Origin of the sequence: Gardnerella sp. DNF00753, assembly GCF_049244275.1 — a bacterium.
Lineage (GTDB): Bacteria > Actinomycetota > Actinomycetes > Actinomycetales > Bifidobacteriaceae > Bifidobacterium > Bifidobacterium greenwoodii.
The window spans coordinates 221768-245418 of the sequence record NZ_CP058393.1; the positions used below are offsets into that span (position 1 = coordinate 221768).

19 protein-coding genes and 4 tRNA genes are annotated in these 23651 nt (G+C 43.4%); 22 read left to right on the forward strand and 1 reads right to left on the reverse strand.

Annotation, left to right across the window (positions count from 1 at the left end):
• The first annotated feature begins 83 nt into the window (after positions 1-83).
• The 10 genes from HXT33_RS00975 (at position 84) to fdxA (ending at position 7138) form a co-directional block, all read left to right on the forward strand.
• Positions 84-1055, forward strand: coding sequence for a hypothetical protein (locus HXT33_RS00975; protein WP_419389126.1), 972 nt, complete (start codon positions 84-86; stop codon positions 1053-1055).
• A gap of 175 nt (positions 1056-1230) precedes the next feature.
• A complete protein-coding gene (gene groES, locus HXT33_RS00980) occupies positions 1231-1524 on the forward strand; it encodes a co-chaperone GroES (protein ID WP_004127748.1) in 294 nt (97 codons plus the stop codon).
• A 134-nt stretch (positions 1525-1658) separates the two neighbouring features.
• Positions 1659-2756 carry a histidinol-phosphate transaminase gene (gene hisC, locus HXT33_RS00985; protein ID WP_004135754.1) on the forward strand — a complete coding sequence of 366 codons (1098 nt, stop codon included), beginning with the start codon at positions 1659-1661 and terminating at the stop codon, positions 2754-2756.
• Between the two features lie 111 nt (positions 2757-2867).
• Positions 2868-2949: transfer RNA gene (locus HXT33_RS00990), tRNA-Tyr, on the forward strand.
• 1 nt (position 2950) lies between these two features.
• A tRNA-Thr gene (locus HXT33_RS00995) sits at positions 2951-3022 on the forward strand.
• A 4-nt stretch (positions 3023-3026) separates the two neighbouring features.
• Positions 3027-3100 (forward strand) — tRNA-Met (locus HXT33_RS01000).
• A 53-nt stretch (positions 3101-3153) separates the two neighbouring features.
• Positions 3154-3324 carry a 50S ribosomal protein L33 gene (gene rpmG / locus HXT33_RS01005; protein ID WP_004105548.1) on the forward strand — a complete coding sequence of 57 codons (171 nt, stop codon included), beginning with the start codon at positions 3154-3156 and terminating at the stop codon, positions 3322-3324.
• 124 nt (positions 3325-3448) lie between these two features.
• The gene (locus tag HXT33_RS01010) at positions 3449-4729 is read left to right on the forward strand and encodes an FAD-binding protein (protein ID WP_421787174.1); all 1281 of its coding nucleotides are present in this window, start codon (positions 3449-3451) and stop codon (positions 4727-4729) included.
• A 279-nt stretch (positions 4730-5008) separates the two neighbouring features.
• Positions 5009-6637: an APC family permease gene (locus tag HXT33_RS01015; RefSeq protein WP_421787176.1), complete on the forward strand. Its 1629-nt coding sequence runs from the start codon at positions 5009-5011 to the stop codon at positions 6635-6637.
• Between the two features lie 168 nt (positions 6638-6805).
• A complete protein-coding gene (gene fdxA, locus HXT33_RS01020) occupies positions 6806-7138 on the forward strand; it encodes a ferredoxin (RefSeq protein ID WP_116794334.1) in 333 nt (110 codons plus the stop codon).
• Positions 7139-7189: 51 nt separating this feature from the next.
• Here fdxA and dinB read toward each other — a convergent pair whose 3' ends face one another.
• Positions 7190-8500, reverse strand: a complete 1311-nt coding sequence (gene dinB, locus HXT33_RS01025; RefSeq protein ID WP_421787178.1) for a DNA polymerase IV — start codon at positions 8498-8500, stop codon at positions 7190-7192.
• A gap of 97 nt (positions 8501-8597) precedes the next feature.
• Between dinB and HXT33_RS01030 the strand changes: the two genes are divergently transcribed.
• The 12 genes from HXT33_RS01030 to rpsJ all read left to right on the forward strand — a co-directional run bounded on the left by HXT33_RS01030 (position 8598) and on the right by rpsJ (position 23638).
• Entirely contained in the window at positions 8598-9530 is a 933-nt protein-coding gene (locus tag HXT33_RS01030) for an EamA family transporter (RefSeq protein ID WP_421787181.1), read from the forward strand.
• Between the two features lie 99 nt (positions 9531-9629).
• A tRNA-Ser gene (locus tag HXT33_RS01035) sits at positions 9630-9716 on the forward strand.
• Positions 9717-10318: 602 nt separating this feature from the next.
• Positions 10319-11227, forward strand: coding sequence for a hypothetical protein (locus HXT33_RS01040; RefSeq protein ID WP_421787183.1), 909 nt, complete (start codon positions 10319-10321; stop codon positions 11225-11227).
• A gap of 597 nt (positions 11228-11824) precedes the next feature.
• On the forward strand, positions 11825-14725 hold the full coding sequence (locus tag HXT33_RS01045; RefSeq protein WP_421787185.1) for a peptidase: 2901 nt from the start codon (positions 11825-11827) through the stop codon (positions 14723-14725).
• Positions 14726-14921: 196 nt separating this feature from the next.
• The gene (locus HXT33_RS01050; RefSeq protein WP_019260714.1) at positions 14922-15215 is read left to right on the forward strand and encodes a metal-sensitive transcriptional regulator; all 294 of its coding nucleotides are present in this window, start codon (positions 14922-14924) and stop codon (positions 15213-15215) included.
• Positions 15216-15221: 6 nt separating this feature from the next.
• Positions 15222-15887 carry an IMPACT family protein gene (locus HXT33_RS01055; RefSeq protein ID WP_421787187.1) on the forward strand — a complete coding sequence of 222 codons (666 nt, stop codon included), beginning with the start codon at positions 15222-15224 and terminating at the stop codon, positions 15885-15887.
• A 39-nt stretch (positions 15888-15926) separates the two neighbouring features.
• On the forward strand, positions 15927-16559 hold the full coding sequence (locus tag HXT33_RS01060) for an AbrB family transcriptional regulator (protein WP_421787189.1): 633 nt from the start codon (positions 15927-15929) through the stop codon (positions 16557-16559).
• Positions 16560-16567: 8 nt separating this feature from the next.
• Entirely contained in the window at positions 16568-18733 is a 2166-nt protein-coding gene (gene malQ, locus HXT33_RS01065; RefSeq protein WP_421787191.1) for a 4-alpha-glucanotransferase, read from the forward strand.
• A 273-nt stretch (positions 18734-19006) separates the two neighbouring features.
• On the forward strand, positions 19007-19456 hold the full coding sequence (gene rplM, locus HXT33_RS01070; RefSeq protein ID WP_004129067.1) for a 50S ribosomal protein L13: 450 nt from the start codon (positions 19007-19009) through the stop codon (positions 19454-19456).
• Positions 19457-19473: 17 nt separating this feature from the next.
• The gene (gene rpsI / locus HXT33_RS01075; protein WP_004129066.1) at positions 19474-19962 is read left to right on the forward strand and encodes a 30S ribosomal protein S9; all 489 of its coding nucleotides are present in this window, start codon (positions 19474-19476) and stop codon (positions 19960-19962) included.
• A gap of 343 nt (positions 19963-20305) precedes the next feature.
• Positions 20306-23008, forward strand: coding sequence for a bifunctional acetaldehyde-CoA/alcohol dehydrogenase (gene adhE / locus HXT33_RS01080; protein WP_421787193.1), 2703 nt, complete (start codon positions 20306-20308; stop codon positions 23006-23008).
• Positions 23009-23329: 321 nt separating this feature from the next.
• Positions 23330-23638, forward strand: coding sequence for a 30S ribosomal protein S10 (rpsJ, locus tag HXT33_RS01085; protein ID WP_003808013.1), 309 nt, complete (start codon positions 23330-23332; stop codon positions 23636-23638).
• Positions 23639-23651: the final 13 nt, after the last annotated feature.

Sequence of the window (23651 nt, forward strand, 5' to 3'; positions counted from 1 at the left end):
TTTCACCAACACTACATCTTGTAGGTGAGTGGAGTGCTGCACGCATTTGTGACGGCACAGGTATGTTGGCAAAAGGGGCTTGTATGCAACCGACTCAACGAAAACGAACATTAACTCCTGAACGTATTGCGCGTATTCGTGCTGCAAGACGAGCCGCTATTCGTCGCCGTTGCGTATTGGTTGGCGCTCTTGCTGTTTTAACAGTTCTTGTGTTTATAGTTGGGTGCTCTGGAGCATTTTCGCCAGCTTTCGTGCTTATTCCAGGAGCTATGCTGGCTGCAGTTCTTTATTTTGGTTCTCGTGCCGCTAAGCATGCTCGCGAATGGGAAGCTCGCGTAGCTAAGATGCGTGCTGGATCTTTGGAATCTGTAGATTTGGCAAATGATTCTTTGCGCAACAAGTCTTTGAATGGTGAATCTTTGAAACTTGAATCTTCAAAGGAGCAATCTTCAAAGGAACAATCTTTGAAGAGTGAACCTTCAGAATCAGTTGAGCAACATTCTTCTCGCGACGATACCGCAACTTCTGTTATGGAAAAGGGCGAAATTAAAGTCGCGTTAATGCGCGCTCAAGAGGAGCGTAATGCGGCTCTTCTTGCAAGAAGTGAAGCAACTGAAAATGCTGAAAACGTTGCTGAAGATATTGCTGAAAACGAGTACGAAGAAGACTCTAAAGAAGCTAATTTAGCTGTTAAAGAAGATTCTAAAGATTCCGCGGCTATCAAAAATAATCAAGATTTGATTTCATTCTCTCTTGGAAGCGACGTCAAGTATGATTTGGGCAATTCTGTTGCTGCAGCAAAAGCTCCAGAAAGTTTGGAAATCAAGTCAACTAAGCAGGTTGCTAAAGCAATACCTGTGGTTAAGCCTGCTGAATCTAAAGCTGCTAAAAGTGCGAAGACTTCTGAATCTAAGTATGCTAAAAATTTGCAAAAGTCAACTTCTTCGCAATTCCATGCAGAAGAGCAGAAAAGTCAAGTAGAAGCTCCGGCAAGTTCCGCAGACTCACTCGGAGTGGCAAATTTGCGCGAAGTTTTAGCTCGTCGCAATGCCTAATTTAAGAATTTTCTAAAAATTTTCTTAAAAGATTAGCACTCGAGTTGTTAGAGTGCTAATTTCGCGCTACTATGAAACACAGAACGTAAGTGCGATTGCAAACGTGATCGTCAGCCTCGTATGTAAAACGCTTGCGTACAAAATTAGTATCTCTCTTAAGAAAGAGGTGGCGACAGTGTCGATTAAGCTCACACCGTTGGAAGATAAGATTATTGTAAAGCAGGCTCAGGCAGAAACTCAGACTGCTTCTGGCTTGTATATTCCAGATAATGCAAAGGAAAAGCCACAGCAGGGCGAAGTTCTTGCGGTTGGTCCTGGTCGTCGTGATGACAAGGGCGAGCGTATTCCTATGGATGTTAAGGTTGGAGACAAGGTTTTGTACTCCAAGTACGGTGGCACTGAAGTGCATTACGATGGCGAGGATTACTTAATCGTGTCTTCTCGCGACGTGCTTGCTATTCTTGGCTAGTCTTTAGCCGGTTGAAACAATAAAGCTTACGCTGGAAATGATGCAAATGTCATTCCCAGCGTTTTTTATTGCTGCACGTAAGATGTGATGCGCTATCGCACAGTTAAGTCGTGCGTGGAGTATTATGGAGAAGTATGACATACAAACACCGTAACATTGTAGATACGATTCCTAGCTACAAACAGGGAAAACCAGCTCCTAAATTGGATGGCATTCGCGCGTATAAGATTTCCAGCAATGAGAACCCTTATGAGCCTTTAGAAAGTGTAAAAGAAGCTATTTCAACTCGCGCGCTTAATGTAATCAACCGTTACCCAAATATGCGCGGTACGCAAGTTGTTGAAGAGCTCGCTAAGCGTTTTGGCGTTACGCCAGACGAAGTGGTGCTTGGCTGCGGTTCGACGGAAGTTATTACGCAGCTTGTTGACTTTGTTGCAGGACCTGGTGATGAAGTTGTGTACCCTTGGCGAAGCTTTGAAGCTTATCCGATTATTGTCACTGGCGCTGGAGCTAAAAGCGTGCAAGTTCCAAATCGTGCCGATGGCTCTCACGACGTAGATGGAATTATTAACGCAATTAATGAGCGTACGCGCTTAGTTATTTTGAACAATCCTAATAACCCAACTTCTGCGTCTCTTAGCGAAACTGACGCGCGCAGAGTTTTGGACGCTGTTCCAAGCGATGTACTTGTGCTTATTGACGAAGCTTATGTGCAGTTCAATACCGCAAAAGGCACGGCAGATGGCATGAAGTTGTATCGTGAGTATCCAAATGTGGTTGTTGCACAAACCTTCTCGAAAGCGTATGGCTTAGCTGGTTTGCGTATTGGCTACGGTATTGCTCCTGCAGAGGTTGTAGAGGGCATGCGAAAGGTTGCTGTTCCGTTTGGAGTTTCTCAAATAGCACAGGTTGCAGCTTTGGCATCTTTGGAAGATTTAGCAGTTAAGGAGATGAATGAGCGCGTTGCGGCTCTTGTTTCTGAGCGTGAGCGCATTATTTTGGCTTTGCGCAATCAAGGCTGGAATATTGAGGATGCGTATGCAAACTTCTTCTGGATGCCGTTTGGTGCAGATACTGAGCGTGTAACTGAGCGATTTGTGGCAGTCGGGTTATCGGTTCGTGCTTTTGCTGGCGAAGGTATTCGTATTAGCATTGGTGAGCGCGAGGCGAATGATCGCGTTCTAACAGTTTGCGAAGATTTAAAAAAAGATGGTTTTTCGCTAAATAACTAGCTTTTTTGCATAAAATTTTGTTTTCGGCGTGTCTTAGACTTGCATTCGTCTTGCACTCGTGGCAAAATAGCAAAGTTGCCGTTTGAAGTTCACTTCTTACGACAGACTGCTGGCGGGTTTCCCAAGTGGTCAAAGGGAGCTGACTGTAAATCAGCCGCTTCGTGCTTCAGTGGTTCGAATCCACTACCCGCCACGCCTCGATAGCTCAGTGGTAGAGCACTTCCTTGGTAAGGAAGAGGTCGTGAGTCCGATTCTCACTCGAGGCTCTCTGGCGGGGTAGCTCAGCTGGCTAGAGCGTACGACTCATAATCGTAAGGTCAAGAGTTCGAGTCTCTTCCTCGCTACAACGGCCAGTAGGAGACTGGCTGGCCAACAATGAATTGTAGAGGTGAACGAAATGGCAAGCAAGAGCGCCGACATCCGTCCGGGCATCACAATGGCATGCACGGAGTGCAAGGAGCGTAACTACATCACGACGAAGAATCGTCGTAACACGCCTGATCGTCTTGAGTTGAACAAGTTCTGCCCACGCTGCGGCAAGCACACGCTTCATCGCGAGACTCGCTGAAAATATTCAGCTTGCTGCGTTAATATAGCGTCTTTTTTAGACCTATTTAGATTGCGCAGATTTTATACTTATTACCCCGCTTTTTGCGGGGTTTTTGTTATTTAGTGTTGTTAAGATTAAAACTATGACTATGCAAGCATCATCTACTACGTCTACAGCAAATCCAACTTTCGCAGATATTACAACAATTGGTGTTGGTGGCAAAATTACTCGCTTCGTAGAGCCAAAAACGCGCGTTGCTGTTATTGAAGCCGTTGAAGATGCAGATGAGGCTAATCTTCCGCTATGTGTAATCGGCGGCGGATCTAATATGCTGGTTTCGGATCTTGACTTTAATGGTGTGGTTGTGCGCGATGCTCGTCGCGCTATTAACGTTCTCGATGAAGCAGCGCCAGCAGAAGATGGCGTTGACGCCAAAACTGGTGCAAATATTGTACATGTGAATGCAGAGGCTGGCTGCAATTGGGATGATTTTGTAACTTACGCTATTAATCTTGGTTTAGAGGGTGTAGAAGGACTTTCTGGAATACCTGGCACTGTTGGTGCTTCTGTTGTACAAAATATTGGTGCGTATGGCCAGGAAGTTTCTCAAAGCGTTACTTCTGTAGAAGTTTGGGATCGCAAAAATAAAGTAACGCTTGAATTGTCAAAAGATCAGTTGCATTTTGGGTATCGTACTTCTGCTCTTAAACAAAGCATGTACGCTTCTGCAGGAGTTCCAAGCGATTCGTATTTTCCTACTCCTCGTTACGTTGTTTTGTCTGTTACTTTTTGTTTGAAGCATAGTGATACAGGCGTTGTTGCTCATTCGCAGTTGGCTCGTGCTTTGAAAGTTGAAGTAGGCGAGCGTATGAAAACTTCGGTAATTCGTCGCGAAGTTTTGCGTGTTAGAGCTTCTAAAGGCATGCTCGAAGATGCTTCGAGATACAAAAATCAGTGGATGTGTGGCACAAAAAGCGCTCAAGGCGTCGATATTGCTTTGAAATTACAAAGTGAAGATTATATTACCGGCGAATTTTTGCAGGGAGATAATCTTTACAGTGATCGTCATAGTTGTGGAAGTTTCTTTATGAATCCAGTAATGACAAAAGCTGAGGCTGATTTATTGCCGGAGGATGCTCCTCGTTTTGAAGCGCTTCTTCCGGACGGTTCTAAAGGTGTAAAAACTTCTGCGGCTTGGCTTATTGACCATGCTGGTTTCCATAAAGGATTTAGGCTTAGTGAGAATGGTGAAGTTTCTGCCGCAGGGCTTTCTTCCTTGCATACTTTAGCGTTGACTAATCGCAATAATGCTTCTTCTAACGACGTGCTTTCTTTAGCTAAAACTGTTATTGACGGTGTGCTAAATAAGTTTGGTGTGACGCTTATACCGGAACCTGTGCTTATAGGTCTTTCTGTAAACTAAAAATTTTACACTTATGCATGTGTTTACACAGAAATATATAAAGCTATTTCGTAAAATTTCGTAAATAGTAAGGTAACACACGGTAAAACTACCGTATAAGCAATGTTTTGTGTAATATTTACCTACATTATCCATATAAAAGTTTTGTTTAATCCCATTTATTGTGATTTGGCAGAATTTTATATAGATTAAGTCGCAACGGTTTCGCGCAATTCGTTGATGCGTTGCTAATTGCGTCTAATACCTTTATACCTATACATCAACGAAAGTGCGTTTATTATGCAAATATGGAGAAAAAAGTCTGTTGAACAGACTATCGCAGAGACGATGGATGGTGATCGCCATCTTAAACGTACGTTAAATGCGTGGGATCTGGCAGTTATGGGTGTTGCCGTTGCCGTTGGCGCCGGTATTTTCTCTGTTGGCGCTCAGGCTGCAGCATTTCACGCGGGCCCTGCTGTAATTATTAGCTTTATTATTGCAGGCGTTGTGTGCGGTTCTGCTGCAATGTGCTATGCAGAATTTGCTTCTATGATCCCTGTTGCTGGATCTGCTTATACATTCACATACACTACAGTAGGCGAGCTTGTTGCTTGGATTATTGGCTGGGATATGATCCTGGAAATGCTGATGGCCGGCTCGGTAATCGCAAAGTATTGGGGTGTGTATCTTAACGATTTAATGAAGCTTTTCGGTTTGAATATGACCACCAACTTTAAGTTAGGTGGTTTTACTGTTGATGTTGCTCCAATTATAATCGTTGCATTCTTTACAACTATGCTTGTTCTTGGAACCAAGCTTTCTGCACGCTTTGACGGCGCTTTAACAATCTTGAAGATTGGTATTGTTCTGTTCGTGGTAGTTGTGGGATTCTTCTACATTAAGGCTTCGAACTTTACGCCATTCGTGCCACCTGCAACCGATGTTGCTAACGTAAAGGGAATGGAAGTTTCTGGCGTTATGAGCCAGCCTTTGTGGCAGTGGGTAACTGGCATGCAGCCAGCCGTTTATGGTGTTACTGGCATTCTTTCCGGCGCGGCTCTCGTGTTCTTCGCATTCATCGGTTTTGACGTTGTGGCAACCACAGCAGAAGAAACTAAGGATCCTCATAAGAACATTCCACGAGGCATTGGTCTTGGTTTGCTTATTGTTACCACTCTTTACATTCTCGTTGCAGTCGTAACAACCGGTATGGTTTCCTACAAGGATTTGGCAAAGCAAGCCGCTCCTTCGCTTTCTACAAGCTTCGAACTCGTGGGAGCTACTTGGGCTGCAAAGATTATTTCCCTCGGTATTGTTATTGGCTTAACAACCGTTGTAATGGTTCTTTTGCTCGGTCTTACGCGAATTATCTTCGCTGTTAGCCGTGATGGCCTGCTTCCTCGTAGCTTCTCTAAGGTAAGTAAGCGTGGAATTCCTGCAAAGCTTCAGATTGTTTCCGGTATTGTTGTGGCAGTTGTTGCTTCCACTCTCGATATTGGTATTCTGTCCGACATGGTTAATATTGGTACGCTTTCTGCATTCCTGCTTGTTTCCGCAGGCGTTCCGATTATGCGTATGCGCAGACCAGATTTGCACCGTTCGTTCAGTGTTCCTGGCAATCCGTGGCTTCCTATGTTCGCAGCTCTTTCCACATTCTGGCTCATGCTCAACTTGTCTGTGCTTACGTGGATTCGTTTTGCAGTGTGGCTGGCAATCGGTTTTGCGGTGTACTTCGGCTACTCTTACCGCAACTCTCTACTTGGAAGGCAGTTGCGTAAAGCCAAGAAGCTCGGTGTACCGGTTGAAACCTTGTTTGCTCAAGATGCTGCAGCTGCAGAAAAGGTAGCTGAAGGAGAAACTGAAGAGCAAGCTCGCGCGGAGGCTGAAGCTGAGGTAGCTGCTGCACCTCAGTCTGCATCTGAGTAGTTTGCAACTTAACAGTCTGCATCTTAGTAAAATAATCAAAATTAATAGATTATTTAAGTAGCAAGAAGTCGGCATACGGTTAAATTCGCATGCCGACTTTTTGTGTTATAGACTTTTCAAAAATGTTCTATAATAGAAAAGTTGCATAAAAACAGAAAGGAGGGCATTATGCCATATGTAATTGCAGAACCTTGCGTAGATGTAAAAGATAAAGCATGCGTAGACGAATGTCCTGTGGACTGTATTTATGAGGGAGATCGCACGCTTTATATTAACCCGAACGAGTGTGTTGATTGCGGAGCTTGCGAGCCAGCTTGCCCGGTAGAGGCTATTTTCTACGAGGATGATTTGCCAGAAGGCTGGGAATGGTATCGAGATGCTGCAGTTGATTATTTCGACAAGCTTGGAGATTTAGGCGGAGCTACAGATGCTGGAGCTTCCGGATGGGACGAAGAGCATGTTGCGGCCTTACCTTCGCGCGCGGATAAAGCAAGTAGCTAACTACTTGCAAAGTATTGTTTGATATGGCGCGAGTTTATTTATGGTGCGAGTTTACAATCCAATGTGAGCTGCATCGTCGCCATATTTTTTACGAACGGCATCTAAAGCGTGCTCAGCATGACGCAATCTAGTATTTTTATTCATTGCAGATATGCTGTTTTGCGCAGAATTTTTAGATTCGCGCGTATTTTCTTCCAGAATATCGTTTAATGAAGGCTGCAGCGAAACTTTATTTGCTGGCACAAGATTATTCGCTGTAATGCCAGCTAAGCGAACCGGACTTAAAAGCTTTGTGTTGTTTCCTCCAAGAATGTAATTATGAACAGTTGGATTAGCTTTAGAAAGCAAGTCAATGGCGTGCTTGTAAAACTCGTGCGTTGAATCAGTGGCATTTTGCAAAGTAGAAGATCTAGTAACATAATGCAAGTCGCTAAATCGCAGTTTTAGCGTTATAGTTCGCGCCATAAGCTTACGATTTCGCAAATGCTGAGTTACTTCGCTGCAGCATTGTTGCAGTAATTGTTGAACAGTTTGCTCGCTAGTTGTGTCTGAATCTAAAGTTCGTTCGGTGCCAATAGATTTTTCTGGCGCTCGCGGTACTACAGTGCGCTCGTCTATGCCCCTAACAGACTGATATATCATTCTTGCCATGCTTTGCGAGCCTGTTATTCGAGCAAGCGTTTTTTCATCAACATTTTTAAGTGACGCAATAGTAGATAATCCCCAGTCTTCAAGCTTATGTATTAAAGAAGGTCCGATTCCTGGTATTGCGCGCAAAGGCATTATTGACACAAAATCTTCATTACATTTTTGCGGAATAAGAAGCATGCCATTAGGTTTTGCGTTAGTTGAAGCCATTTTTGCAATAAGTTTATTGCTGGCAATGCCAACAGAGCATGTAATATGATATTTTTCAAATACTTCTTTTCGTATCCAAGCTCCAATATTTACAGGTGACTTCCACTGTAATAAAGCCGATTTAACGTTCATGTAGCATTCGTCAACAGAAACTTTTTCGACTTGATTTGTAACATGCAAAAAAATTTCTTCAAAAATACTTTTAGAAACGCTTGAATAGTAAGGTATGTCAACTGGCAAGAAAACTCCCTGCGGGCAAAGACTTCTAGCTTTAACAACAGGAATTGCTGAATTAACACCATAAGCGCGAGCCTCGTAGCTCGCTGCAGAAACTACAGCACGATTTCCTGTGCCAATAACAAGAGGCTTTCCCTTAAGCTCCGGGTGTCTTGCAACTTCTAAAGAAGCATAAAACGCATCCATATCAACATGAAGTATGTTACAGCCGGAGGTGTCGTGCCCCCAATCTCGTTTTGCTGCCTGTACTCTCGGTGCTGTACTCATAAATTTATAATAGAACAAACGTTCGATTTTATAGAAAAAAGTAATGTTTTTTGCAAAAAAGCGAATGTCGCCTATATATTAATGTAGGGTTGTTGCTATGAAGCAATTTGTCGTAAATGTATTACATCGCATGCCAGTGCTGCTAATCATAGTTATTGAAGCTGCAATGGTGTATACGGCTACGTCTGTTGCAAAAGTTGCGTTTAGTCAGCTAGACCCACTTTATGCTGTGTGGTATCGCGTTGGTTTTATGACTTTGATGCTACTGGCTTGGCGAAGACCATTTTCGCGCACAAAACGTAGCTTGTTGCCAAAAACTTTGCGTGAATGGGCTATTGTTATTGCGGTCGGAATTTCTTTAGTTGCTATGAATACCATGTTTTATGTGGCAATTAGCTGCATGCCTGTAGGTGTGGCTGTAACTATAGAATTTATTGGCCCGCTGCTTGTGGCTGTTATTACCGGTCATGAATGGCGTGAAAGAGCGGGTATGGTAATTGCTGTTTGTGGAATTGCTTTACTTGCAAGCGCTTCCATGCATAGTGCAGTAAGTCAGCATTTTCTAATAGGTTTATGCGCTATTATTGTTGGCGGCTTAATGTGGGGCGTGTATATTGTTTCCGGACGAAAAATTGCAAAAGCTTCGCATGCTATTGACCGCGTAAGTGTTGCGGCTCTTATTGGATGGCTTTTGCAATCTACAGTTCTTGCTGTTCCTGCAGTTAAGAATGTTATTTGGCCTAAAGCGGAGGCTACGTGGGCTTCTAGGCCTGGGGGATCTTTTGCTTTGCTTGCATTGATGCTTGTGATTGCAGTATGTGCTTCATTCTTCCCGGCTTTGCTGGACCAGGTTTTACTTAAGCGCGTTAGCTCCGCAAAATATTCTGTTATGCAAGCACTGTATCCTGCAATTGCTGTGGTTATTGGAATGGGATTTGGTGAGATTCCAACTCTAACAGATGTTGCTGGTATAGCTTTGGTTATGTGTGCTGTGGTGGTTACGTTCTCTGGCGACCATAATCCTGTTTAGTGCTTTGATTGATTTTAAGTGTGTCGCGTCGGTCTTGTTTACAGTCCGTAAGAGGTGCTATAGTGTCAATCTGTTGCTAATTGTACGCAACAAATAATTGGAGTCATGCCTGAGTGGCCGATAGGGGCACCCTGCTAAGGTGTTAGTCGCGTAAGCGGCTCGAGAGTTCGAATCTCTCTGACTCCGCGGATTACTCCGGATTGCTTTTTGCAGTCCGGAGTTTTTGTTTTTTGTTACTTATGTAGCTGCGTTTCTGCGCTGGTAACGAATAAATGGTGTTTTGCGTTGTTAGTGCAGTGGGCAATCTGCGTTAGTAACGAATAATTGCGATTTATTGTTACTCGCGCAGTACATAATCTGCGTTAGTGACGAATAGGTGACGAGGGCGTTTGTGCGTGCGTGGGGGCGCACGGCGTGTCGTTTAGGAATGGCGGTTTTTCAAGGGTTTGCGGGCGGCGTGGGGCGGAGTGCGTGAGTTTCCTGAGAGTTTTCTGAGAAAAATCTTTGAAAATCGTGAAATAGTATTTTTTACGATTAAACAGTGTTGTTTAGCGTATTTTTTATAGTTTTACGCGCTTTTACTGGAATATTTTCGCAGTTTTGTTGATATTTTCTATGTCGGATGCTTGTTTTTGCTCTTGACTTTTTCGAACGGGGGGGGGGGGGTATCTTAAATAGCAAGCGCCGGTCAGTCCTAGTTTGACAGGCGTGTGTAGCTCCGCTTGGAGCTGCATAGCAAATTTTTCTTCGTGTGCCTAGCACGAAGGAGAAGAAGAAAGGAAAATATTATGTTTAACAAGAAGGCTATCGCCGCACTCGCTGCTGGCGCCACCCTCGTTTCCGGCTTGGCTTTCGCCGCCCCAGCAATGGCTGACGAAGTTGAAGATCTCAGCAAGCAGCTTACAGCTACTATTAATGCAGACCCATCTCTCAAAGCTACTATGGACAAGCTTAACGAGAAGTTGAAGAAGGATAATAACGGCGAAATCACAGCGACAAAGGTTGGTGATGGTGTAAATACTAACATCAATAATGCTGAAGCTGCAGTTAGTGCCTCAACAGATCTTGTTAAGAAGCTTAACCAAACTCCTAAGGGTAAGGAAGTTGTTAAGCAGCTTAACATTGTTCAGTATTACTATAACAAGATCGAGAATATGATTCTTGGCTTGCGCGATAAGTTAGGTGACTGCAATTATCTTCGTCACACCCTTCCACAGTTGAAGGCTTTGTTGGCTGATTTGAATGCTCAGTACAAGGCTTTGCAGACTGCTTGGACTGCATACTACGATGCTCGTGAAGCAAATCGTTATGTAGATCAGTCTCGTCCTGCAGAAGAGCAGGCTGTAACTGTTGATATGCATGCTGCTTCTGACATCTCTAAGTCTCTCGTTGAGGCTAAGCAGGATGAGACTCAGGTTCTTATCGATAAGGCCAATGCTGATGTTAAGGAAGTTGAAGGCAAGCTTGCTGATTGCAAGGCTGCTGTTGACAAGTTCATTGGTGGCGTTCATGACGGCATTAACAAGTTGAGCGGCGCTAAGGACGCTAAGAAGGCTGACAAGAAGGCTGACAAGAAGGCTGCTGATAAGAAGGCTGCTGCTCCATTGGCTAAGACCGGTGCTGCTGTAGCTTTGGCTGCTGTTGCTGCTTCCGTGCTTGCTGGCATGGGTGCTGCTCTTCGCAAGATCCGTCACTAAGCTGTTAGCACATTAAGTGTGTTGATTGTTTAATGGTTTGTTTGTGAGCGCACTGTATGTGAGTATGGTGCGCTCACTTGTTAAATCTTTCACTCAACGTGCTGTAAGGGTTTTATGTTCTTGCAGCGGGTTTGCTTTCGGGCTTTTGCATGATTCTACTGTTTTGCCAAATCTCTTTCTTTACAGTGTGATTATGTGCGGTTCGTTAGTGTAACTGTTGAGTGTAGGCCGGTTCTGTTTATTAGGGAAAACGATCCGGTTTTTTAAAGGGCTTGGGCTTGGCACTGTAGGGGTGCTATCTCCAAGCCTTTTTTCGTATGTAGATTCTTATTTTTACGGTAAGCGACCTAAACTGCTCAGCGGTGAGTAGTTTATGTCGCTTTTGCGGAAGATTTCGGGTTATTTCCCAAATTGTGGATTTGTGGATAACTTTTATTCAAATCTGACCTTTTAACCACAATACTAAAAAAATATTTACGCAAATCTTTTCTAAAGTCATAGTTGATGTCATGAGCGCTTACTCTAGTGCTCAATGCAAATAGAAAATTATTCTCATAATTCGCTATTGCATTAAGGGTTGGGTTAAAGGAGATTTTTATGGAAACATATTTGGGGAAGCATACTAGTTTTAGTTGTGCAAATAAATTGCGAAACCTCATGAAACAAAAAAATATTCGCAAAATGTTGGCATTGTTTACTTCCGCAGTACTAGTTCCTTCGGTGCTTTGTTCGCAAATTGCTATGGGATCTGTCGATAAATTAACGGGTTATTATTACAAAAAGTCGAATACTGTTGAATGGCTAAGCGAAAAGATTGCAAGGCTAAGGCTCGGTCCTGTTACGGATAAGTGGGGAGGTAGAAAGAATTCTATTTTTTGCATTGAATCTTCCGTATTTATAGATTACAAAGGCGATATTAAGCAGATGAATGGTGAAGATTATCGTATTGCTGCAAATATTATTAAAACGCACAACACCAATGACGATGATCTAACTCAGGCTGCTTTGGCGTTTATGATTCATAGTCGTTTTGATATTAATCAAGATAGATGGAAGGAGGTTGTTGAAAACGGATTTGTAGGCGTTGAAACAGAAACTTTAAGGAATAAGGCAGATGAGTTGTGGCAGCAGGGTGTTAAAGAAACTCCGGTTAAGGCTGTGCTAAAAAATGATTACACTAAGGGTAAGCGCGTTGGTGTAATGCATATTAGTCTGCAAAATTCTAATGGAGATTCTTTAGGAGGAGTACCTATTAAAGTAAAATCCTCAAATAATCTTATTAAATTTGCTAACGGATCTGAGTCTTTTGAAGGAAAATCTAAAAAAGAAGGTTTAGATATTACTTGGAACGCACTTGATGCTGGAAACGCTCGAGTTGAAGTTTCTTTTAATGCTCCAAAAGCTGAACGTTTATTCTCTCCAGATGGTCAAGATGTGATTAGATCTTTTGAAAATACGTGGTATCCACAAGATTTTTCTTTTGGTGTAGAAAAAACTTTCCAGCCGTTGCTTAAGTCGAAAATATCAAAGCATGAGCTGCGTGCAGGAGAGCAGGTAGATAGTACTGTAACTAGCGGTGTTGCGGGAAATGATTCTTGGCCAGAAAATGTTCGTCTTCGCGCGCAAGGCTACTATTTTGTAGGTTCTGCTGAAGATATTTTGCATATTCAACAGCGAAATAGTGGTGAATCTGCTAAAGAGTACTTGAATCGTATGCGCTCTATGCCTAATTTGCGTCAAGTTGCTGCGGCTAAAGCTAATTTCTCTAATTCTGGCGAAACTATAACTGCAGTAGCAAAACGTGCTAATGGCGATATTACAGCATCTGATCTTGATAAAGCAGAAGCTTATAAAGTAAATGATTTAGAAGCAGGTTTGTTTGGCACATGGGTTTGGATTATTTCTCGCGATTCCCAGAATAAATCTGACCGAGAGTTTTTGAAAGATGATGTTGTGCAGCTATTTGGTTCTACAGACACTACGGCTGTTCATCAAGCAACTGTGAGCTCAGATATTGTTGCTAAGCAGCAAACTGTTGGGCTTAATACGGAAATTGTTAATGAGATTACTGTAAGAGGTCTTCCTGAAACTTACGGATCTTTTAAGGGAAATAACAGTTACGGCTTTAATGAAGATAAAAAAGCGCATATTCGCGTTTGGTGGGCTGGTGCAGGTAGCGAAAATCCTACTAAAAAAGATAACGAAAATTATATGCCGGGATCTAAAGGCGAGCCGTCTTATCAAGAGCCAAAAGAAGATAGTCATCATCGTTTGATTGCTAAGTGGGATGTTCCTGCAGTTAATGGCGTGTACAAGATTGGCAACGGAAATATTACGCTTAGACCTATTGCTGGAACTGATAGGTCTACTACTGAGCCGAAAGTTTTGGAAAATAACGTGCATATTCGTGCCGATAAGAATAGTGCTTCAGGCTGGTATGTGTTTGTGTACGATTTTCCTGGATCTTCGCGTGCTGTAGCTTATAAATCGGCGTACGACAATTTGTGGAGCCGCACGTATGTAGAACCAACTGCTTTGGTTCATCCTGTATCTGTTACAACTAGAGTTAGTGACGATAAAGTGCAGGTTGGAGAAAAGTTCCATGATAATGCTCGTATTACCGGTGATGTTCCAAAGGGAAGTTACGTAGTATTTAGCGCATATGCGTATGGTGACGATAATGCTAACGATAAATACAAGTCTTCTTCGCTAAAGTCTGATGCAGAAGAAAAAGGAAAGGCAAAAGAAAAGGCAAAGGTAAAATCAACTGATGCGCCTCATGCTTCACCATCTGCCAACTCTGTAACATCTGCACAAAGCGATGAGATTATGCCTGAATCGCGCGTAAATATTACGGATAAGCAATCTGAAGATAGCAAGAAATCTCCGATTACCGTTAAATCTGCGGATATTACTTTGAATCACGACGGAATTGTTTATTGGAAGGCGGAAGTTTTCGATGTTCAAGGTCATCCTTTAGCTACTCATGTTTTGGGTGTAGAGGGTGAAACTGTGCAGGTAATGGATAATTCTGCGCGCTCTTATGGAGATCAGAATCAGGATGATCAAGCTGATTTTGAGAATCAAGGTGAAAATGGCGAAAACGACAAAAGTGGTAAAGGCAGTGCAGATGGTAAGTCCGATGCAAATTCAAATTATCCAATTGATTTAAAGAATTTTGGTTTTGCGGATGGCAATAATGGGAATAACGCTAAGAGTGGCAAAAGCAATACACAGTCTACTCCAAACAATTTGGATGAATTGTCGGATAACAGGTTAGATAAAGATGATAGTGATGAAATAACAAATACGAACCCATCTTCACTGGCTGTTACTGGCGTGTCTGGTGCAACTGTAATGCTTCTTGCGCTAACAACGCTAACATTCGCTAGTGGAATGTTCCTAGGGCGATTTGTTGCTGTAATTCCTAGACACGGACGCAAATTCGACAACGCGCGTCACGGTTGTGCTCGTCAATTGAAACGTAGATTGGTGTAGTACTTATTCCTAGGAATATTCGGAATTTGGCGCGTTAATCTTATGAATTTTTCAAAAATATGATTAGCGCGTCAAATTTTTTGTTGTAATTGCTTTACAATTTGCGCATAATATGAGTAGTATGTCAACTTGTGCTATATTGGCTATGACGTTATGACATATATATTACTGTGCTTTTATTGAAGAGGGAGCAGCAATGAAAGATTATGATATTGATAAAAATAAACTGTTAGTACGCTTGCACAGAGTGCAGGGGCAGCTTAGCGCTATCAATACTATGATTGAGAAAGATGCTGAATGCAAAGATGTTCTTATGCAACTTTCTGCTGCAACAGCTGCGTTACATTCTTTAGCTGTGTTGACTGCGCGTGAGCATGTTAATAGTGATATACAGCATGCTGTTGAAACAGGCACGGCTGAAGGCGCAAAACAAGCAATGGAAGATGTTACTGAGATTATTGATCGTTTGCTTCGCTACGAAAAGGCCTAGTATATAGTGCCAGATTTGCATACTGATTCGCATACTGATTCGCACACAGTGCAAGAAAATTCTTCTAATCCGGCGCATGATGCGTTTGTTGAGAAAAAGTCAGAATTTATTGGCAATATTTGTCATGTAACAACTCTTGATGAAGCTGTGGATTTTGTGCAGTCGGTTAAAGTTGCGAATCCTAAAGCGCGTCACGTTGCGTATGCTGCTATATGCGGAATGCATGGAGCGCAATTATGCGAGCGAATGAGCGATGACGGCGAGCCTGCCGGAACAGCTGGAAAACCAATACTTGATGTTTTACGCTCAGCAAATTTAACAGATTGTGTAGTAACAGTAACGCGCTACTTTGGCGGTATTTTACTTGGCTCGGGCGGATTAACGCGAGCTTATGCTAAGTCTGCAAGTATGGCGGTTGCTGCAGCAAAAATCGTAGATATTGTTTCTTGCATTAGCTTTGCGTGTAATCTTAAATATCAGCAATTGCGCATGTTGCAGCATATAGTCAATCAAGTAGAAGGCGTAATTGACAGCGAAAATTATGGAGCTGATATTACTCTAAATATTTCCGTACCAACTTATAAATCGGAAGAATTTCTTTTGCTAGTTAAAAATGCTTTTTCTGGAAGTGTTGTTCCTGAAGTGTTGTGCCGAAAGCAGATGGTACTCTAAGTAATAAGCTAATCGACATAAAGCGTTAAAGGTGATTTTATGAGTACGAATAATCAAGAGCAGCAAAATAACGATGCAGAATATGAGCCTTTAACCGCAGTATATGAGCATTTGCGCCATAGTGAGGATTCTGCAGAACTTCACGAATTTGCTAGACGCAAGTTGCCAGATAGGTCTGATCAAGCCGCGTTTTCTAGAGCCACTTCTTTATTGGAAGCTGTTGCTGGAAACGCAAATACTCCAGAAGAAGACAGAATCTACTTAGCTACTTCAATGCCATTCCCGAATATATTAGTGAAACTTTCAGAAGATTGCGCAGATGATGTTCGTCTTGCTGTTGCTGAAAATCACGATGCTAAAAATTGGTTAGTTGGAAGACTTACAAAAGATTCTTGCCCTAAGGTTCGCGATGCTGCATTGTGCAATCCAAAAGCATCTTGGAAAATGCGTTTAGAAGGTGCGCAAGTAGATGGCGTAAGTGCGAAAACCTTGCAATATCTTGCATCTCTTGGAGTAAGTATAGAAGAAAGCGCGCCAACCGTATTGGCAACTATGGTGCGTAGAGCAGTTGCGCTAAATCCTGGAGTTCCGCAAAATGTTTTGCAAACTTTGTGCAACGACAAGTCGGAAGATGTGGCTTTGGCGGCGCGCGGTCGTTGCTCTCGCGAATAATGGGAAACATGAATAATAAAACAGAAGAAGTGACAGAAGCGTCGCCACTGCATCGCCTAGCAGAATTAATGGGCGTAGGTGTGCGTTACGTTGGTTCCGACAATAAAGAACATGAAATTCAAGATAATGTATTGGTGTCTGTTTTAGCCGCATTAGGCGTAGATGCTTCTAGCGATGCTGCAATAGAAAAATCTATGCAAGATGTTTTGGCTTATCGTCACGGGCGTATTGTTGCTCCAACAGTTTTGCATACGGTTGGAAAGTGCGATGAAGTAACTGTGAATACTGGAATTCTCGAGTATCCAGTGGCAACTATTACGTTGGAAAATGGCGAACAGTATGAGGGTGAATTAGAAATCGTACCTAACGATAACACCACTGCATACCCTGTAAATGGCAAGTTTGTAGCTACATCTTTAATTAAAATTCCTGAAGATTTGCCAATGGGCTACCACACTTTGCGAGTAACTGTTGGGGAGCGTCAAGAAGAAGCAACACTTATTAGTGCTCCAGAAAGCATTACTACACTTGATTCTCTTGAAGCAAACGGCGAGCAGCTTTGGGGATGGATGGCTCAGCTTTATTCAATCCGTTCTTCAAAGTCTTGGGGTGTTGGCGATTTTGCAGATTTGGCAACTCTTCTTGCTGAATCTAAGAAAAAAACTGGCGCCGACTTTGTGCTAATCAACCCAATGCATGCAGGTGAGCCTGTAACTCCGCTTACGCCATCTCCGTACTTACCGGTTGCTCGAGGAATGGTAAACGTAACGTATATTCGCCCAGAAAGTATTCCTGAGTATGAAACGTTAAACGATAAAACTCGAAAAGAAGTCGAAAAATTACATGCCCAAGTAGAGCCTCTTAACAACGATGCTCAAATCATTGATAGAGATTCTATGTGGCGTGTAAAAATGCGCGCATTGTGGCTGATTTTCAAGGCTGGCATGCCAGAAAATCGCACTCGCGTTTTTGACGAGTTTAAGCAGGAAATGGGCGAGCGTCTTGAATCCTATGCCACATGGTGCCTTTGCTACGACAAGTGGGGTGCTCCAAAGGGTGACGATTGCTGGGAGAAGACTCTTACTAAAGATTCTGACCAAGTGCGCGAATTAGCTAAGCGCTTCCCGGATACTCTTGAGTTTTATCGTTGGCTTGAATGGGTTGCTTTTACGCAATTGCATGATGCTCAAGTTGCTGCACGTGCTGCTGGTATGAAGATTGGCATTATGTCAGATATGGCTGTTGGTGTGCATCCTGCAGGATCTGAAGTTTGGTGGAATCCAGAGAGATTTGCTAACGGTGCTACAGTTGGTGCTCCGCCTGACTACTTCAATCAGCAGGGCCAGGATTGGTCGCAGCCTCCACTGCATCCGTTTGAGCTTGAGCGCACTGGTTTTAAAACATACCGAGATATGGTTCATGGAATGTTTGCTTCAGCTGGTGCTGTGCGAATTGATCACATTCTTGGACTTTTCCGCTTATGGTGGATTCCAGAAGGTTCAGCTCCAAGTGGCGGTGCTTACGTTTACTACGATGCTGACATTATGCTTGGCATTTTGGCAATTGAAGCCGCTCGCGCTCACGGTGTAGTTGTTGGCGAAGATTTGGGTGTTTTGCCTGCAAATGCTTTGGATGTGCTGCGCAAGAAGGCTGTGCTTGGTTGCACGGTTGAATGGTTCGAGGTGCAAGATGGTGAATTCCGTTCTCCAGATAAGTGGCGCGAAATGACACTTGCTTCTGTAAATACCCACGATTTACCTCCTGCTGCTGGTTATTTGCGCTATGAACAGGTTAATATTCGTGAGCGTTTGCACTTGCTTACGGGTTCTGTTGAAGAATTCCGCGCTGGAGCTGAAGCAGAGCATCGTGCCATGATGCGCATGTTAGTTAAGGGCGGTTATTTGGATGCTCAGTTGCTTGAGGATGAGGATGCTCATACTCAGGAGATTATTGAGGCGTTGTATCGTGCTTTGAAGGATGCTCCTTCACGTTTGCTTGCTGCTTCTTTGGTTGATGCAGTTGGTGAGTATCGTGCGCAAAATCAGCCTGGAACTAATGATGAGTACCCGAATTGGCGTATTCCGTTAGCTGATGGTGACGGCAATCCGGTGTCTTTGGATACTATGTTTGATTTGCCTCGTGTGCGCTCGCTTGCTGCGATTATGAATGCATAACATCTTGTGATTTATTTTGTTTAGCAATTTGTTGAGCAATTTGTTGAGCAATTTGTTTTGTATTCGTCTCAGCCTTATATAAAATAGACACTTGCAAGTAGTCGCCACTTGGCGATATACTTGCAGATTGTTGTGTTTCCCTAAGGGGTCCTTCAAAGCGCTTTTCCCACTCGCCATCGAGGACTTTCAGGGAGCCCACGGATTATGAGTAACGTATTTTCTATAAACCAAGAAAATACAACGCTCGAAACACAATAGAGAAAAGGTACGATTGTGAAGACTTTCACACCGAAACCAGCAGATTTGACTCATGACTGGTACATCATCGATGCCACTGACGTGGTACTTGGTCGTTTGGCCTCTCAGGTAGCAATCTTGCTGCGTGGTAAGAATAAGCCAACGTTTGCTCCTCATGCTGATTCTGGCAATCACGTTATTATTATTAACGCTGAAAAGATTGCTTTGACTGGCAATAAGTTGAGCAAGGAACTGTATTCCCACTCTGGTCGTCCAGGCGGCCTTCGTCGTGATAGCTATGAAGAGCTTTTGGAGAAGAATCCAAAGCGTATTATCATGGCTGCTGTCAAGGGCATGCTTCCAAAGAATCGTCTTGCTAAGGTGCAGCTTGACCGCCTTCGTGTGTTCACTGGCGCTGAGCATCCGCACACTTCGCAGAAGCCACAGGTCTTCGAGATCGCTCAGGTCTCTCAGCAGGCTAAGTGAGATCAAGGAGAATAGATATGGCAGAAAATAACAACTCCGCGGTTCTTGAAAACGAAGAAGAACTGACTAGCTACACTACTGAAACTAACGCTGGTGCAGGCACCGGCACTTCCGCAATCGAGCCAGGCTACGGCACTGGTCGTCGTAAGGAAGCTGTTGCTCGTGTACGTTTGGTTCCAGGCTCTGGTAAGTGGACCATCAATGGTCGCACTTTGGAAGAGTACTTCCCATCTCGCTTATTGCAGCGCGAAGTGAATTCACCAATCGTGTTGCTCAAGCTTGAAGGCAAGTTCGACGTCGTAGTCCTCGTTGACGGCGGCGGCACTACCGGCCAGGCTGGTGCTATTCGCTTGGGTGTTGCTCGTGCATTGAATTCCATCGATCGCGATGCAAACCGTATTGCTTTGAAGAAGGCTGGCTTCTTGACTCGCGACGCTCGCGTTGTGGAACGCAAGAAGGCTGGTTTGCACAAGGCACGTCGTGCACCTCAGTTCTCGAAGCGTTAAGTTTCGCAGAATATATATTTTACAAAATGGCTTCAGGCTTTTGCTTGGAGCCATTTTTGTATATCAAAATCTAACAAAATCTAAATATCAAAATCTATATAAAAAAATAAAAACGAACGTAAAAGTAAGCAAAAGTACTCAAAAAACGAACATAACTCTACCGTGCTCAATCATAAATAGCGCAACTCGCTGCAAAGATGCAAAAGTACAGTAAAACGGCTAAATTGTGACTTGTATCACATATTTACTTACTGTGAGTAACAACAGGCAAAAAATATTTGCTATTAACGTCGTTATTAACGTCGTTATTAATGCCGTTGGTAAAGATCAAGGAGGACTACTCATGGTTGAGGCACAGAATAAGGCCGAAACAGAGTCTAAAACCGTCGATGATGTTGAATTGGCAGCACAGCAAGAGGTTGATCAACTTGTTGAAAAAGCATCACATGCTTTAGATGAATTTGAAAAGCTTAATCAGCAACAAATTGATCATATTGTAGCTAAAGCATCTGTTGCAGCGCTAAATAAGCATTTGGTTCTTGCAAAAATGGCTGTTGACGAAACTGGGCGTGGTCTTGTTGAAGATAAAGCGACAAAAAACATTTTTGCATGCGAACATATTACGCATTACTTGGCAGGACAGAAAACAGTTGGAATTATTCGCGAAGACGATGTTCTTGGAATTGATGAAATCGCTGAGCCAGTTGGTATTGTTGCAGGCGTAACTCCAGTTACAAACCCAACTTCTACAGCCATTTTTAAGTCTCTTATTGCGCTAAAAACTCGCTGCCCAATTATTTTTGGTTTCCATCCTTTTGCGCAGAAGTGCTCTTCTGAAGCAGCTCGAATTGTTCGTGATGCTGCTGTGGCTGCTGGTGCGCCAAAAGATTGCATTCAGTGGATTGAGCATCCTTCTATTGCTGCAACTGGCGCTTTAATGAAGCATCCGAAGATTGCAACCATTCTTGCAACAGGTGGTCCTGGAATGGTAAAAGCTGCGTATTCTTCTGGAAAGCCAGCTCTCGGTGTTGGAGCTGGAAATGCTCCTGCATATGTTGACAGTGATGTTGATATTTCGCGTGCTGCAAACGATTTAATTCTTTCAAAGCATTTTGATTACGGAATGATTTGCGCAACCGAGCAGGCAATTATTGCGAATAAGGACGTATATGAGCCATTACTTCGCGAATTGAAGCGCAGGAAAGCATATTTTGTTAATGCTGATGAAAAAGCTAAGCTCGAACAATATATGTTTGGCTGCACTGCATATTCTGGAAATACTCCAAAACTTAACTCCACTGTTCCAGGAAAATCTCCTCAATACATTGCTCACGAAGCTGGATTTGAAATTCCAGAAGATGCTGTGATTTTGGTTGCAGAGTGCAAAGAAGTTGGTGAGATGGAGCCGCTTACTATGGAAAAGCTTGCTCCTGTTCACGCAATGCTTCGCGCAGAAAATAAGGAACAAGGCTTCAAGATGTGCGAGCAGATGCTTGTGCATGGAGCTGGTCACACTGCTGTAATTCACACAAATAATCAAGATCTTGTGCGCGAATATGGCGTTCGTATGCATGCTTGCAGAATTGTTTGGAATTCTCCTGGATCTCTTGGTGGCGTTGGAGATATTTATAATGCTATTGCTCCTTCGCTCACTCTTGGATGCGGATCTTACGGTGGAAATTCCGTTTCTGGCAACGTACAAGCTATAAATCTTCTTAATATTAAGCGTATTGCACGAAGGAATAATAATATGCAATGGTTTAAGATTCCGGCTAAAACTTATTTTGAGCCGAATGCTATTCGTTATTTGAGGGATATGTACGGCGTTGAGCGCGCAGTTATTGTGTGCGATAAAGTTATGGAGCAGCTTGGCGTAGTAGATAAGATTATTGACCAGCTTCGTGCTCGAGATAATCGCGTTACTTTCCGCATTATTGATTACGTTGAGCCTGAGCCAAGCGTTGAAACGGTTGAGCGCGGAGCCGCAATGATGCGTGACGAATTCCAGCCAGACACAATTATTGCTGTTGGTGGCGGTTCTCCAATGGATGCTTCTAAGATTATGTGGCTTATGTACGAGCATCCGGAGATTTCTTTCGCTGATTTGCGCGAAAAGTTCTTCGATATTCGAAAGCGCGCGTTTAAGATTCCGCCTCTTGGTGGCAAAGCTAAGCTTGTTTGCATACCAACTTCTTCCGGAACTGGATCTGAAGTTACGCCTTACGCTGTTATTACAGATCACAAGACCGGATACAAGTATCCTATTACGGATTACGCTTTGACTCCAACGGTTGCAATCGTAGACCCTGTGTTAGCTTGTACGCAGCCTCGTCGTTTGGCATGTGATTCTGGTTTTGATGCATTAACTCACGCTATGGAAGCTTATGTGTCTGTTTACGCGAATGATTTCACGGACGCTATGGCATTGCATGCTTCGAAACTTATTTGGGAAAATCTCAACGATTCTGTGAATTGTGAAGATTCTCAGCGCAAGGTTGAGGCGCAAGAAAAAATGCACAATGCAGCTACTATGGCTGGAATGGCATTTGGTTCCGCATTCTTAGGTATGTGCCACGCTATGGCTCATACTATTGGTGCTTTGTGCCATGTTGTACACGGACATACGAACGCAATTTTGTTGCCTTATGTTATTCGCTACAACGGTCAGATTCCGCAAGAGCCAACTAGCTGGCCAAAGTACAATCATTATATTGCGCTTGAAAGGTATCAGGAGATTGCTAAGAATCTTGGTGTAGATCCTGGTAAGACTCCTGAAGAAGGCGTGGAAAATCTTGCTCGCGCTGTTGAAGAGTATCGAAATGAAAAGCTTGGAATGGACGCTTCGTTTAAGGCTTGTGGCGTAGACGAAGAGTACTACTGGTCGATACTTGACAATATTGGCATGCGTGCTTACGAAGATCAGTGCGCTCCTGCAAATCCTCGTATTCCGCAAATTGAGGATATGAAGGATATTGCTATTGCTGCATATTATGGTGTTTCTCAAGAAGAAGGCCATCGCATGCGCTTGGAGCGTGAAGCCGCGTAATTATTTGCGTATTTAGTTAATAATGGCAGAAGCTAAACTAATTGTAGTTTCTGCCATTTTTTGTTGGAAAATAGCCGACACGCCCGGTTTTTAATAATCGAAGGTTGATGGTTTAATTACTTAGTTGCCTGTTTTAAGGCTCGCATATTGTAATTAAAAAAAGCGAGCGCGGAAGCAAAAACTTTGAATCGAATTTTTTTGTATGAATAGGTTTTTGATGCCGCGCACTGATGTGGAATTGCCCTAGGGGCTTATTCTCGCCGGTGCCCTTGAATTCAGGTTGGTAAACAGTAAACGAATCGCTAGAAAGGGCGGACGGCAATGGCGGGACAGAAAATCCGCATCAGGCTTAAGTCCTATGACCATGAGGTCATCGACCAATCGGCGAAGAAAATCGTCGAGACGGTGACGAACGCGGGCGCCACAGTGGTGGGTCCGGTTCCTCTGCCGACCGAGAAGAACGTGTTTGTTGTTATCCGTTCTCCTCATAAATACAAGGATTCTCGCGAGCATTTCGAGATGCGCACTCATAAGCGCCTCATTGACATCGTAGATCCAACGCCAAAGGCTGTGGATTCTTTGATGCACATTGACCTGCCTGCGGATGTAAACATCGAGATCAAGCTGTAGGAAGGGGGAGAAA

Coding starts and splice junctions, on each gene's coding strand:
- fdxA (WP_116794334.1), top strand. CDS start 6,806: ATGCCATATGTAATTGCAGAACCTTGCGTAGATGTAAAAGATAAAGCA.
- dinB (WP_421787178.1), bottom strand. CDS start 8,500: ATGAGTACAGCACCGAGAGTACAGGCAGCAAAACGAGATTGGGGGCAC.
- HXT33_RS01015 (WP_421787176.1), top strand. CDS start 5,009: ATGCAAATATGGAGAAAAAAGTCTGTTGAACAGACTATCGCAGAGACG.
- rpmG (WP_004105548.1), top strand. CDS start 3,154: ATGGCAAGCAAGAGCGCCGACATCCGTCCGGGCATCACAATGGCATGC.
- HXT33_RS01010 (WP_421787174.1), top strand. CDS start 3,449: ATGACTATGCAAGCATCATCTACTACGTCTACAGCAAATCCAACTTTC.
- HXT33_RS01040 (WP_421787183.1), top strand. CDS start 10,319: ATGTTTAACAAGAAGGCTATCGCCGCACTCGCTGCTGGCGCCACCCTC.
- malQ (WP_421787191.1), top strand. CDS start 16,568: ATGAATAATAAAACAGAAGAAGTGACAGAAGCGTCGCCACTGCATCGC.
- adhE (WP_421787193.1), top strand. CDS start 20,306: ATGGTTGAGGCACAGAATAAGGCCGAAACAGAGTCTAAAACCGTCGAT.
- hisC (WP_004135754.1), top strand. CDS start 1,659: ATGACATACAAACACCGTAACATTGTAGATACGATTCCTAGCTACAAA.
- HXT33_RS00975 (WP_419389126.1), top strand. CDS start 84: ATGCAACCGACTCAACGAAAACGAACATTAACTCCTGAACGTATTGCG.
- HXT33_RS01030 (WP_421787181.1), top strand. CDS start 8,598: ATGAAGCAATTTGTCGTAAATGTATTACATCGCATGCCAGTGCTGCTA.
- HXT33_RS01045 (WP_421787185.1), top strand. CDS start 11,825: ATGGAAACATATTTGGGGAAGCATACTAGTTTTAGTTGTGCAAATAAA.
- rpsI (WP_004129066.1), top strand. CDS start 19,474: ATGGCAGAAAATAACAACTCCGCGGTTCTTGAAAACGAAGAAGAACTG.
- HXT33_RS01050 (WP_019260714.1), top strand. CDS start 14,922: ATGAAAGATTATGATATTGATAAAAATAAACTGTTAGTACGCTTGCAC.
- HXT33_RS01060 (WP_421787189.1), top strand. CDS start 15,927: ATGAGTACGAATAATCAAGAGCAGCAAAATAACGATGCAGAATATGAG.
- rpsJ (WP_003808013.1), top strand. CDS start 23,330: ATGGCGGGACAGAAAATCCGCATCAGGCTTAAGTCCTATGACCATGAG.